This is a genomic window from Pedobacter sp. AC379 (genome assembly GCF_979258145.1).
In genome coordinates this window covers 4,846,392-4,860,390 of sequence record NZ_OZ409839.1, presented here as the reverse complement: position 1 = coordinate 4,860,390, position 13,999 = coordinate 4,846,392, and the positions used below count along the sequence as shown (strand labels likewise).

Sequence of the window (13,999 nt, the reverse complement as noted above, 5' to 3'; positions counted from 1 at the left end):
TGGTCGGTGTCTCACCGACCAGCATTATAATGCGGTCGTCATTCCCAACTTGATTGGGAATCGTAATGCGAACGCTTTAAAATTCCCGCCTTCACGGGAAAGAGACCGTTATTATTATAGTCCCAGATATTCAGGCATTTCCTGTACGAAGTTAAACTTGCCTTTCTGCAAGTCCATTTTTGCATAAACATGCTGTAAGCCGTTGGTTAGTACAATCCATTTGGCTTGATGAATAGAGTTATAACGTGATGCCTGATCGAAAACCGATTGCGTAATCTTAACCTTTGGGGCTTTACATTCAATCAACATCAGCTTTTCGCCAGCTGTATTGTACACTAAAATATCGCTCCGTTTTTGCAATTGGTTCAGCACCAAACCACCTTCAATTTGGATCAGGGTGCGCGGAAATTTCTTTTCTAAAATCAGGTTCTGTATAAAATGTTGTCGCACCCACTCCTCAGGGGTAAGCACCAGGTGTTTCTTTCTCAACTCATCGAAAATAAAAACCACTTCATCCTTTTGGGTAATTTTAAATGGATACGGAGGGAGGTTAAGCGGAGTAGGGTTAAACATTTTTCAGTTGGCAGTAGTCAGTTTTCAGTTAACAGTTGGAAGTTATCCGTTAAAAATGGAACAATCTATCAATTATTATTGTGCCAAAGTTAAATTAATTCTAAGATATGCAAGGAAATCTTCTGTCTCAAATCTCATATCTCCCGTCGAAAATCTCACATCTTTAATTATAAACATTTATCCAAATCCTTAAACCTAAATCGTAATTTTACGGGCAATGACTGCTGCCGAAATTATTAAAGATCTTAAAGCCCGAAAGTTTAAACCTGTGTACCTTTTACATGGTGAAGAATCTTTCTATATCGATCAGGTAACCGATTATATAGAAGATAAACTGTTAAATGATGCCGAAAAAGGTTTCAACCAAACGGTATTATATGGGAAAGATACCGATATGGCTACAGTGCTGGGTGCTGCAAAACGTTACCCGATGATGGCTGAATACCAGGTGGTAATTGTTAAAGAGGCACAGGATTTAAAGTGGGGCAAAGAAGATTCTGGGAGTAAAGAGGGCGAGTTTGTACTCAACTATTTCGAGAAACCTTTGCCGAGTACCATTTTGGTATTGGCTTATAAATATGCCAATTTCGATAAGCGTAAAAAAATCTACAAAGCCATTAATAAAAGCGGATTGATTTTTCAGTCTGATCCGGTGCGCGATTATAAACTCGTGCCCTGGATTGAAGATTTTATTAAAGAAAAAGGCTATAAGGTTGATCAGCAGGCATCGGCATTAATGGCCGAATATTTAGGAACAGATCTTTCCAAAATAGCCAACGAAATTGAAAAGTTGATGCTCAATGTTCCGAAAGAGGTAACCATTACTACCGATCTTGTTCAGAAAAATATTGGCATTAGTAAAGAGTATAATGTTTTTGAGTTGCAGAAAGCCCTTGCCATCCGCGATGTATTGAAATGCAATAAAATAATCAATTACTTCGCAAGCAATCCGAAAGCCAATCCAACGGTTATGGTACTGGCCAATTTAGGGGGGTATTTTACCAAGCTTTTAAAATACCACTATATTCCGAACAAGGCCGATGCTGCATCTGCCCTGGGGGTGCCACCCTTTTTTATTAAAGATTATGAAGTTGCTGCCAGAAACTATAATACGGGTAAAGTTTTCCAGGTAATCAGTTTGCTGCGCGAGTACGATTTAAAAAGTAAAGGTTTGGATAGTACGGGCAATGTTGAAGATGGGGAACTCCTGAAAGAACTTGTTTTTAAAATTGTTCACTAATCTTTCTTAAACAAAAACCTCCGCAATATTCACCATCAAACGTTTGCGTAATTTTTAAGTGTTTTATTGTAAGTTAATATCATTATTTTAGAATTCGATAGCTATTATGAGCACTCGTTTTTCTGAAACCAAATGAAAACTAAAATTACAATCATCCTGTTGCTGCTCTGCCTTTCGCTGGCGGGCTACACACAATCATTAACGCCTTATAATCTTTCTTTTACTAAACTTGCCGATAAATGGGATGAAGCCATGCCTTTGGGCAATGGGATGTTGGGGGCCTTAATCTGGGAGAAAAACAATAAACTCCGCCTTTCTTTAGATCGGGCAGATTTATGGGATGAACGCAAGGCACTCGATATGTCGAAACTTACCTTTAAATGGGTAGAAGAACAGGTGCATAAAAATAATTATGCTGCTGTTCAAAAAATAGGCGATGAGCCTTATGATACCAGTCCTTACCCCACCAAGTTACCTGCTGCGGCAATGGAGTTCGACATTTCAAAATTCGGTAAAGTGGTATCTAATGTGCTGGATATTGAAACGGCCTTAAATACCGTGAAGTTCGAAAACGGAACTGTTTTTAACTGCTATATTCATGCTGCCCAGCAACAGGGTTATTTCAGTTTAGAAAAACTTAAATCTACCGCGATATTACCAGCACTGATTGTTCACAATTACAACAACACCCAAACTGAAAAAGGCGACAACAGCCATGCTGGTGAAGGCTTGCAAAAACTGGGTTATGCCAAAGGTACAGTAACCAACACGGCCAATAGTATCCGGTACCATCAACCTACTTATCAAGGCCATTATTACGAAGTTTTGGTGCAGTGGAAAAAGTTAGCAAAGGGCAAGTTAATCGGTTCATGGACAATCAGCAACGATAAAGTAGCAAGCTTACCAAGCATTACAGCTAATGCGAAACAGCCAACAGGCTGGAATACACATACCAAATGGTGGAAAACGTTTTGGGCAAAATCGAACATTTCCGTTCCGGATACTACCATTCAAAAACAATATTTTTTAGAAATGTATAAGCTGGGCTGCGTAGCCAGAAAGGGTGCACCAGCCATTACCCTGCAAGCGGTGTGGACAGCTGATAACGGCAGTTTGCCACCCTGGAAAGGTGATTTCCACAATGATTTAAATACCCAGCTAAGCTATTGGCCTACCTATACTGCAAACCACCTGGCCGAAGGTGCTACTTTTACAGATTGGTTGTGGAAAATCAGGAACAAGAACCTGAGTTATACCAAACAGTATTTTGGTGTTGAGGGTTTAAACGTACCGGGGGTAATTACTTTAAATGGCGATCCGATGGGGGGATGGATCCAGTATTCACTTTCACCTACTGTTAGCGCATGGACTTCGCAGCATTTTTATTGGCAATGGAAATACAGTATGGATGATGGTTTCCTCAAAGCAAGGGCTTATCCTTATATCCATGATGCGGCAACCTACCTGGAAAATATAACCCGCTTAAAAAACGGCAAACGAACATTACCGCTAAGCTCTAGTCCTGAATATAATGATAACAGCATTAAAGCCTGGTTTTTAAACTGGAGCAATTTCGATTTATCCCTGGCCAAATTTTTGTTTAAAGCAGCGGCTGAAGTAAGTAAAGCAAATGGCAAAACTGAAGAAAATAAACACTGGCTGGCTGTATTAAATGAGCTGCCCGATTATGAGATAAATAAAACGGGCTTTACGATAGCACCGGGTTCAAATTTAACAAGTTCGCATAGGCACATGTCGCAATATATGGCCATTTACCCCCTCGATTTATTGGATGCAAACCATCCGGATGATAAAACCATTATCGATAACTCATTAAAACGTTTGGAAGAGATTGGAACAAGGGCATGGTGCGGATATTCTTTTAGTTGGATGGCTTCTTTATATGCAAGGGCATACCAGGCCGATAAAGCGGTAAAACAATTGGAGATTTTTGCTGCTAATTTTTGTTCGCCGAACAGCTTTCATTTAAATGGCGATCAGAAAGGCGGTCAGTATTCGGGTTTTACCTATCGCCCTTTTACATTGGAAGGTAATTTTGCTTTTGCACAGGGTGTACACGAATTGTTGTTGCAGAGTAGAAATGGATACATCCAGGTTTTTCCGGCAGTACCCCAAAATTGGAAAGATGTTTCATTTAATAATCTGCGTACCGAAGGCGCCTTTATTGTAAGCGCAAAAAAAGAAAATGGTGTTCCAACGTGGGTCAAAATCTCTGCTGAACAAGGAGGTGTTTTAAGGATTAAATTGCCTTTTAAAACTTTTGTAGTAAAAGATTTCCCTGCGGGTACAGTTAAAATGGGGGATGATGGGGTTGCTGTAGTGAGTTTGAAAAAGCAACAGGTGATTGTTTTTGAAAATGGTTATGAGTAGTTTAATCATAATGTTTTCGCTCCGCTTGGGCTTGCCATTCTCGCAGTCTTGCCTCGGTTACCGATATAAAATCGGTACAGATCAGCCGCCACCGAGGGGGCTCTTACTTTTGGCTTGGCCCAAAAGTAACAAACCTGAGCGCAGCGAAAGCATGACTACCTATAAAAACAACAAACAATAAGGCATAACTGAAAGGCTTGGAACTGATGTCGGATAAATTCGTTAAAGCTTTTTGGTCGCCAGCACAAGTTCCGCCGAAGGGGGCGGAAAGTGTGTGCTGCCTCGATGCAACGATGGAAGGAAAGGTAATGCTAAAGCTTTAACGTTTTCTCCTTCCATCATTTCCTATGCCCTATAGCATGGAGCATATAGCGATGTGCAGATACTGTTAGCCACCCTGCTTAAGGCGATCGTCATGCTGAATTTATTTCAGCACCTTTCCTGTTGTTTAAAACTATGAGGGAACGCATAAAGTCCGTCATTGCGAAGCTGGGGAGAGCGAGCTGAAGCAATCTTTGTTGTAAGTTTCTAACACGGTCGTCATTCCCGCGCATGCGGGAATCGTAATGCGGTTGCTGTTTTTCGCTCCGCTCGGGCTTGCCTCGGTTCACCGCCACCGAGGGGGCTCTTACTTTTGGCTTGGCCCAAAAGTAACAAAAGTCCAAGGCTTGGAACTGATGTCGGATAAATTCGTTAAAGCTTTTTGGTCGTCAGCACAAGTTCCGCCAAAGGGGGCGGAAAGTGTGTGCTGCCTCAATTCAGTGATGGAAGGAAAGGTAATGCTAAACCTTTAACGTTTTCTCCTTCCATCATTTCCTATGCCAGATAGCAGGGAGCATATAGCATAATTCAAATAGCGAGGTGCAAATAGCATGATGCAGGGAATGCGTTAAATCCGTCATTGGTTAAAGGTCAAATAATTTAGGTCGGAGGGCAAACGATTGGGGTCGGAGGGCAAACGATTAGGGTTAAAGGGCAAACGATTTAGGTCCGAGGGCAAACGATTGGGGTCGGAGGGCAAACGATTGGGGTCGGAGGGCAAACGATTGGGGTCGGAGGCCAAATGATTAGGGTTAAAGGTAAAACGATTGGGGTCGGAGGGCAAACGATTGGGGTCAGAGGGCAAACGATTGGGGTCGGAGGGCAAATGATTGGGGTCGGAGGGCAAACGATTGGGGTCGGAGGGCAAACGATTGGGGTCGGAGGGCAAATGATTAGGGTTAAAGGGCAAACGATTGGGGTCGAAGGGCAAACGATTGGGGTCGAAGGGCAAACGATTGGGGTCAGAGGGCAAACGATTAGGGTCGGAGGGCAAACGATTGGGGTCGGAGGTCAAACGATTGGGGTCGGAGGTGAAACGATTGGGGTCAGAGGTCAAACGATTAGGGTCGGAGGGCAAATGATTGGGGTCGGAGGTCAAACGATTGGGGTCGGAGGGCAAATGATTGGGGTCGGAGGTCAAACGATTGGGGTCAGAGGGCAAACGATTGGGGTCGGAGGGCAAACGATTGGGGTCGGAGGTCAAACGATTGGGGTCGGAGGGCAAATGATTAGGGTTAAAGGGCAAATGATTAGGGTCAAAGTTCAATAAACTCAGAATTTTATGGATGGATAGACACTTCCACATTTGACAGATTTTCTTTTAGTTTTTTAAACTTGGCATTTGATATTATAGCCGAGGCCAACAGTAAACCTGTGAGGTGTTATCATGACCTTAAAACTTCTATGATTTGGGGCATAGAACTACATCGCCTACCGCGAAAGAAATATTTTCCAAATTTGGCAATTCTTCCAATTCAACTGGTAATTCTCTCACAAACAAGCCCACTAAATGAAGGTTTTCCAGCTTGCTATAAAATTTTATAAAACTAATAGTAATAATTACAAAGAGTCTGAATACTCTATTTTTTTGTGCGCCAATCACTATCTCTTTTATAAGGCTACGGGCAGAGGTGCCAGAAGTGAGTCTTTTTAAATTTGTTGCTGCAAAACAAATTATTGTTTCAATGGGGGGCGCATCTTTGGCATTTTGTTAACTGGCCTAACATACTTTATTCCCGATGCTAAACCTAAAACCCCCTGATGAAGATTTATTGCTAAAAACGTGTATTCCTTGTTATATGGGGTATTTACAGAATAATAGTGACTCAATATCTAATGTAAACTGATATTTAAAACTTCTTCTTTCCGTTATGAAGATCCTTTGGTGCCTCAGATTTGATGGAAACGCCTGCCTCTTTATTCTGGATACTATATTGTTTCTGAAGTTCTTCTTTGCTTAATACTTTGATCTCTTTAAAAACCTTATCATCGATTACAGCTAAATTTCCCTCGAAATTCTTATCCAGAACTTTACCATTTAGTATGTACTGAATAGTAGTATCTTGACCAGCGACAGGTACTAAAGCACTATATTCGGCTGATTTGCTGCGAAAGTATCTCCAATATCTTGATTTGGCGAATGAAATTGTTTCTATATATACAACTCCGTCCTTGCCATCCTCACCAATTATATCTATTGCCTCTTTGCCTTTTAAAACCGTAACAAGTGCTATACTGCTCGGATCACACTTCATCAACTCACTTTTATCAACATTAATGCTATCCATAAAGTAAACAGGCTCTGCACCGAGTTTCTTAAGGGCTCGTTTAGGCGATTGACTGAAAGCTACCATTGTTGTGAAAGCAAAGACTGTAGTAAAGAAAAATTTAGATGAGCGCATACTGTTCTTTTTAGTGTAGCGAATATATCGCATTCTACAGGAACTTGCAATAAGAAATTTGCGTACCGACATGCGTATGGAGCGACGGTCGTTGCAGTAAAGTTCGCAGAACGATGCAACGTTATGTTTTATGTAATAAGCACGAGGCAATGGGAACACTAGTAAAACCTAATCATATGTCAACTTTAGGTTTTTCAATCACCTGCATTCTTCCATATTTATTTTTTAAGTGCTCAACCACAGATTTGTAGTCTGTATTAGGTTTGATAACAATATTGCCACGCTTATCTATAGCGCCCCAATTATCTCCTTCTTGTATTATTGCATAACCACCAATAAAATCTTCGCAATACTGGAACTTAACTGGAATAGCTAATTTTCCATTAGGGTATATGAAACCATATTTATTCCCTATTCTGGCTTTAGCAACACCTTCTTTGAAATCTCCAAAGACTTTATACTCGAAGCCAGTGAGTTGCTTGCCTTTTCTATTAAATAATGCTTGATGCCCACTTTTATCATCTTTCGTCAAGACTAGAAGCTTATTATTGGCCCATAGCAAATAACTATATTCACAAGGGATTATAGTCTTTCCATCATTATCAATCAGACCGTATAGCTTCTTGACTGAACGTAGATCGCCCATGGAGGTTTTACTAATTACGCTATCCAAATTCTTTGTTACTGCATACAATCCATTGGTTTTACTGATGTAGCTGTACGCTTTAGGAATGATTACTGAATTATCTTTATGGATTACACCCATTATATACTCACCGAAGTACTTTGATTTATCACCAAACAGGAAATCATCCGTCCCCAAACTGGCTAAATACTCATGTTGAATTGGAATAATTAACCTATTGGCTTTATCAATTGCTCCAAGCAGTCGACCATCGCTAACAATAGCATATTGGCCACTAAACTTTGTTATATATTTATATTGAGGAACTATCTTAGTTTCTCCAGCCTCATCACGAAATCCCCAGAGAGAGTCTTGGCGAAACGGCAGAAGCTCTTGAGCATTACAAATTGATCTTGAACTTAACACTATGTAAAGGATAAAGGCAAACATGAAATACTTTGGCATATGAGGGAGTTATAAGCTAAAGATATGGGTTTAAATAGTATTTAGAAATAAAATATAATATTGCTCACCGCCTGCGAACTGAGAATATGTGCTAAATCATCAGCTGTACACCAACATGATTCGTCCTTATTTTACACAAGCGTAACGCAGCATTTTCGATTACACAAGATACGCTGAATTTGAATCCTTCCCACTCGCTGGCGCACGTGTCCCGCGTGTGCGAAATTCTCCAACCTATTTTCTAATCCATTCCGTTTTGTTAGTTTTGGGCTTTTAAATAAAGAAACACAGATGAACCATTGGTTAGTAAAATCAGAGCCTTTTAAATACAGTTGGGAAAAATTTAATCAGGATGGCCGTACCTTTTGGGATGGCGTGCGTAACTATCAGGCCCGGAATAACCTCAAAGCCATGAAAGAGGGCGATTTAGTGCTTTTTTACCACAGTAACGAAGGCAAGAACGTTGTTGGAATTGCAAAGGTTGTAAAAGAATTTTATCAGGATCCTACCACCGATGATGCAAATTGGGTAGTGGTTGATTTATCACCTGTGGAGAGTCTGAAAAATCCGGTATCATTGGAGCAGATTAAAGCTGAGCCAAGTTTAACTGATATTTCTTTGGTGCGCCAGGGCCGTTTATCGGTAATGCCTTTAAAGGCAGCAGAATTTGATAAGATTTTAGAAATGGGGAGTTAGGTTCCAGTCAATAATCTAAAATCCAGGGTTGATTAACTAAGGTGCTTATCCTGGGGAGTCTCATAAAATAAATCTTTACATTTTGCAATACTTTGGTTGAGGTGAAGCCCTCTCAACCAGGTGCTGGTAATAATAGCGTAGTCGAAATGCGATTACTTATATTTCGAGTGATGAAATTATTTAGAATACGTCATTATCATCAGCATTTTGGATTAATTCAGTGAGTAAAAAATTTGTAATCCGGTAGAAACCTTACTATATTGATTCACCTTAAAACATCAATATGAAAACGCTCTATTTTACTTTCGTCTTTTTCCTGTTTGCCAATTTTGCAATGGCTCAAATTATAAAACCACATATTGCCATTCTTAAAACCCAAAACGGCAAGTATAAAGGGATTTTGTACAAAGTAGATTCGCTTGATGTTGTTTTAAACCACGATGGCGAATATATAAATGTCCCTATTAAAGAAATTAAAACAGTACAGATCAGAACCATTAAAAAAGGATATAAAGGCACAAGTTTTTTAAAGGTTGGCGATGAACCCGGAACGGAATACAAAACCGATTCGCGGGGCAAAATGATAGATCAATGGGGGCACGAACAGCCAGATTTAGCAGGATACGCTTCAAAAACCATTATTTCGGTAGTGTTTAACGCACTTGTAAATACCCTTGCACTTCCCATTCATGCCATTAATCCCAATATCGCCCGCTTTAATTTCAAACAGCATCCAGGTAATCAATTAAACGAGCTCAGCTACTATTCCATTTATTATCAGGCTAACCCAAATGTTTTGGCAGAGCTGCGCAGAATGAAAGATATTTCATCTACATTTAAACCATAGGTGATTTATTTTCATTAGCCGATCACCTCGCGTTTCCGGATCTAGAAGGATCATCTTTCGCGAAAAAAGACATTTGAGTGGAGATGACAGATGCAAAAAACCGACTTTAAACCACAGTGCAGAAAGCTTTTAATTCCAATAAGATATTTTAAAGATCTCTCCATTCCGCGTGGCTTCGTTCACCTACGATCTTATGATTGGGTTGCTCAATAAAACAATTGAGTGCCCAAATCAATCAACAAATCAACCTTTTTTTGTGCTCAAGGTAATCCCTAAGGTCATTACAATGCTCGATCCGAGTACAACAAGGAACAAAAATGGTGTACCCACTTGCTGTATTTTTAAACTTGCCGGTAAATTGAAATAGAGTAAAATACTGATCAGCCCGCGGGGTGCAATGTATAAAATCGGGGTAAGGCTTTCCTTTTTAAATACCTTAAGAAAGAAAATCCTGATGGTGTATATAGAGGCCAGAATGAAAAAGCCGTTGGCCAGCACAATTTTATTGTTCAGGTCGTTAATATTCATGGTAAAACCAAAAATAACAAAGAAAAAGGTGCGTAAAATAAAGGCACTCTCTGCCGATAACTGATAAAGCTGCGATAAATCGGCAGTTAAGTTTTTATATAAAAATATACTTCTGAACCATACATTCCGGATGGTATCGGCATTGTTGAGAAAAAGCCCTGTACTGAGGATCAAAACCAGTGAAGAAAGGTGATACGATTGGCCGATGGCATACACAAGGATCAGTATGGCAATAATTAAAAAGAACTTAATATGGTGTACCAAACGCCCCATGATATACAACAGTACCACACAGGCAATGGCAGATAATAACAGAATTAGAAATGTACTCAGCCCAAGCCCAATAAATGCCGAGGTGGTAATGGAGTGGTTTGTAATTGCGAAATTGAAGATAATGATCCCTAGAATATCAGAAAACGAAGATTCATAAATCACAAATTCTTTGTCTTTATTACTTAAAGCTGCGGCAGAAGGTATGGCAATAGCAGAGCTGATTACACTAAAAGGAATGGCATTTGCAATACAGGTATAGAGGTTTTGATGGCTAATTTGATAAATTATAATTGTGATTACCGAAATGGTACCCAATAATATGGTTAAGGCAGATAGAAATGCACTTTTAATGATCTTATTTTTATGTTGATCGTATTTGAGTTCGAGCGAGCCTTCAAAAACGATTAAAATTAAGCCAACCGTACCCAGCGTTGGTAAAATGGAAAGGAAATTAAAGGTTTGTATTTTAAGGTAGTCTACTAAAAAACGTAAGCCAATGCCCAACAATAGCAGCAATAAAACTGATGGTATTTTAGTTTTACTCGCCACTAAATCAAACAGATAAGAGAAAATTACTAATCCGCTTAAAATAATAAGAATGGTATAAGTTGTCATATTTTTCAGCGTAGGTAAGCTGCTAAAATAAAACAATCAAACTAAGGGCAAAGAAATTTAATGTAAAAATTATGCTTTAAAGAAAAGTGCCTTAAGTTCGCTTGCATCATCAGGGCTCATTTTTCCACCTAAAACCAGGCGCAACTGCCTGCGGCGTAAAGCACCATCATACAAATCTACCTCTTCGGGTGTTTCGGGTATTAATTCTGGTACAGGGATGGTGCGCGCGCTCTGATCTAAAGCAACAAAGGTATAATATGCTTCGTTACTTTTTTGGCGTGCACCGCTAGGAATATTTTCTGCCCAAACATCCAAACGTACCTCTACTGAAGTATTAAATGCACGGGTTACCTTGGCTTCAATGGTTATTACATCGCCCAGTTTTATTGGATGTTTAAAAGAAACATTATCAACAGAGGCGGTAACCACAATCCGGTTGCAATGTTTTTGTGCCGAAATTGCTGCGGCAATATCCATCCAATGCAGTAAACGCCCACCCATCAGGTTATTTAATGTATTGGTATCATTCGGCAATACCAACTCGTTCATGATGGTAAAGCTTTCTTTGGCAAATTTCTTTTTAAGGCTCATTTAAGCGCAAAAGTAAATAAATTGTGTGTTAAAATGGCATTGCAAATGGATGCCAATGGGTTGAAAAGATATTTTTCTTACTGATCTGTTTAATTAGTGTAAAAACTTGTAGAAGATTCATCACGCAGTTTAAACAGCTAACCACCAAATTAACTCGTTTGGTGCCTGTATCGGCAGCATCAGGGGCGTAGCGCACGCAGAATTGTTGCCTGTTAATGCCGAAAACAATTCCACAATTATCATGTTATCCTTAAAAAAAAATCGAATTAATGCAAAACCAGACCCTGATCCAATTTTTCCATTGGTACTATAACGAGGAACAAAATTTATGGACAAAAGTAGCTACTGAAGCCAATCATTTAAAAGAAATTGGCGTAACATCCGTTTGGTTGCCACCAGCCTACAAATCGAACAATGCAGCCTATGATGTAGGTTATGCCGTTTACGATTTGTTTGATTTGGGGGAGTTTGATCAAAAAGGTAGTGTTGTAACCAAACATGGTTCCAAAGAAGAATATCTTAAAGCGATAAATGCCCTGCATGATAATGGAATAGCAGCCCTGGCCGATGCCGTATTTAACCACAAAGCCGGTGGCGATGAGCTGGAAAAAGTTAAAGTGAAAACGGTAAATCCTGACAATAGAAATGAATTTACAAGTGATGTTTTTGAAATAGAAGCATGGACGAAATTTACTTTCCCCGGCAGGCAAGGCAAATATTCAGAATTTATCTGGGATCATATGTGTTTTAGCGGGGTAGATTGGGCCGAAGACAGAAAGGAAACAGCAATTTATTCTATTCAGAACTATTTAGGTGAAGGTTTTGAGAATGTTCCATCTACAGAGTTCGGCAATTACGATTATTTAATGTTTAATGATATCGATTACCGCAATAGGGCTGTAATTGAAGAATTGAAATATTGGGGCGAGTGGGTGGTTGAAACCACAAAAGTGGATGGCTTTAGGCTAGATGCCGTTAAACACATTAGCTCAGACTTTATTGTAGAATGGATTGACCATTTAAACCATAAGTTTAACCGCGAGTTTTTTATTGTTGCCGAAGATTGGAATGTAGTCGATATTCAAGGTCAGCTGGCCTATATTGAAGCAACTGGCGGTCGTACACAGATATTTGATTCCCTATTGCACCACAAATTCTTTATGGCCAGCAAAGATGAATCTTTTGATATGCGCACCATTTTTGAAGGCACCCTGGTTCAAACCAAGCCAGATCTTGCGGTAACTTTCGTCGATAACCACGATTCACAACCTTTACAGGCCTTAGAATCTTATGTAGAATTTTGGTTCAGGCCATTGGCTTATGCCATCATTTTATTGCGTATGCAAGGGATTCCTTGTTTATTCTTCCCTGATTTATATGGTGGAATTTATGATGATAAAAACAATGAAGGTGAAGATGTGCATATTGAATTGGCGGCAATTCCGGCTGTAGAAACAATGAGTAAAATTCGTGCCGAACTGGCCTACGGTGAACAACGCGATTATTTTGATCATGGCATTTGCGTAGGCTGGACACGCGCTGGCGACGAAGAGCATGAAAACAGTGGTGTAGCGGTATTGTTAAGCACCGGAGAAGAAGGCTTTAAGGCAATGGAGGTTGGAAAACACTTTGCCGGAAAAACATTTATTGATGCCCTAGGCTATAGAGAAGGGCAAGTAACCATTGATGAGAACGGCTGGGCTGAGTTTCATTGTAATGCCGGTAGCGTATCAGTTTGGATTTTGAAAGTAGGGTAGTTGTCGGCCGTCATTTCGACTGAAGTGCAACGGAATGGAGAAATCTTTGAACTTGGTAATTAGTTTGTACGCTATGGTCCGTGTCCTCACGGACCATTTCTATAAAATCGTAGCAAGTGGTCTGTGAGGACACAGACCACGGACGCTATTAATAGGTTAATATTTTTAACCACAGATGAACACTGATTAACACGGATTTCTGCATCAAATACCATGGTCCGTGTCCTCACGGACCATTTCTATGAAATTATAACAAGTGGTATGTAAGCACACAGACCACGGACGATATGAAATTGGCAATCGCATAAACACGGGTTTCATTGAAGCACTGTTAATTGTCGGCCGTCATTTCGACTGGAGTGCAACGGAATGGAGAAATCTTTGAACTTGGTAATTAGTGAGAACGCCATGGCCTCTATCTATACCCCATGCGTCATTCCCGTGCATACGGGAATCTTAATGCGAACGCCATTTTATATGTCCTTACTTATCTTTACTCTGAAATCGTAACAAGTGGTATGTAAGCACACAGACCACGGATGATACGAAATTGGCAATCGCATAAACGCGGGTTTCATTGAAGCACTGTTAGTTGTCGGCCGTCATTTCGACTGAAGTGCAACGGAATGGAGAAATCTTTGAACTTGGTAATTAGTGAGAACGCCATGGTCTCTA

The 13,999-nt window shown here is 40.0% G+C and carries 10 protein-coding genes; 5 read left to right on the top strand and 5 right to left on the bottom strand.

All coding sequences use genetic code 11. The features are described 5' to 3' along the window. Positions 1-114 precede the first annotated feature (114 nt). Positions 115-573, bottom strand: a complete 459-nt coding sequence (locus ACZZZW_RS21015; RefSeq protein WP_055906295.1) for a type I restriction enzyme HsdR N-terminal domain-containing protein — start codon at positions 571-573, stop codon at positions 115-117. Positions 574-790: 217 nt separating this feature from the next. Here ACZZZW_RS21015 and holA point away from each other — a divergent pair, with 217 nt between their 5' ends. Beyond that, positions 791-1,813 carry a DNA polymerase III subunit delta gene (holA, locus tag ACZZZW_RS21010; RefSeq protein WP_055906292.1) on the top strand — a complete coding sequence of 341 codons (1,023 nt, stop codon included), beginning with the start codon at positions 791-793 and terminating at the stop codon, positions 1,811-1,813. Between the two features lie 132 nt (positions 1,814-1,945). Beyond that, the gene (locus ACZZZW_RS21005; RefSeq protein WP_055906289.1) at positions 1,946-4,204 is read left to right on the top strand and encodes a glycosyl hydrolase family 95 catalytic domain-containing protein; all 2,259 of its coding nucleotides are present in this window, start codon (positions 1,946-1,948) and stop codon (positions 4,202-4,204) included. A gap of 2,171 nt (positions 4,205-6,375) precedes the next feature. On the opposite strand, the gene ACZZZW_RS21000 is transcribed toward ACZZZW_RS21005, so the two are convergent. Then, the gene (locus ACZZZW_RS21000; protein ID WP_157255366.1) at positions 6,376-6,927 is read right to left on the bottom strand and encodes a hypothetical protein; all 552 of its coding nucleotides are present in this window, start codon (positions 6,925-6,927) and stop codon (positions 6,376-6,378) included. Positions 6,928-7,099: 172 nt separating this feature from the next. After that, entirely contained in the window at positions 7,100-8,017 is a 918-nt protein-coding gene (locus ACZZZW_RS20995) for a WG repeat-containing protein (RefSeq protein WP_200912275.1), read from the bottom strand. Between the two features lie 291 nt (positions 8,018-8,308). Between ACZZZW_RS20995 and ACZZZW_RS20990 the strand changes: the two genes are divergently transcribed. Then, positions 8,309-8,713, top strand: coding sequence for an EVE domain-containing protein (locus tag ACZZZW_RS20990; protein ID WP_055906275.1), 405 nt, complete (start codon positions 8,309-8,311; stop codon positions 8,711-8,713). A gap of 283 nt (positions 8,714-8,996) precedes the next feature. Continuing rightward, entirely contained in the window at positions 8,997-9,560 is a 564-nt protein-coding gene (locus ACZZZW_RS20985; RefSeq protein ID WP_055906272.1) for a hypothetical protein, read from the top strand. 243 nt (positions 9,561-9,803) lie between these two features. Here ACZZZW_RS20985 and ACZZZW_RS20980 read toward each other — a convergent pair whose 3' ends face one another. Then, a complete protein-coding gene (locus tag ACZZZW_RS20980; RefSeq protein ID WP_055906269.1) occupies positions 9,804-10,976 on the bottom strand; it encodes a cation:proton antiporter in 1,173 nt (390 codons plus the stop codon). A gap of 69 nt (positions 10,977-11,045) precedes the next feature. Next, a complete protein-coding gene (locus tag ACZZZW_RS20975) occupies positions 11,046-11,567 on the bottom strand; it encodes an acyl-CoA thioesterase (RefSeq protein ID WP_055906266.1) in 522 nt (173 codons plus the stop codon). A 269-nt stretch (positions 11,568-11,836) separates the two neighbouring features. Here ACZZZW_RS20975 and ACZZZW_RS20970 point away from each other — a divergent pair, with 269 nt between their 5' ends. Continuing rightward, positions 11,837-13,324, top strand: coding sequence for an alpha-amylase (locus tag ACZZZW_RS20970; protein WP_055906645.1), 1,488 nt, complete (start codon positions 11,837-11,839; stop codon positions 13,322-13,324). The last annotated feature ends 675 nt before the right edge of the window (positions 13,325-13,999 follow it).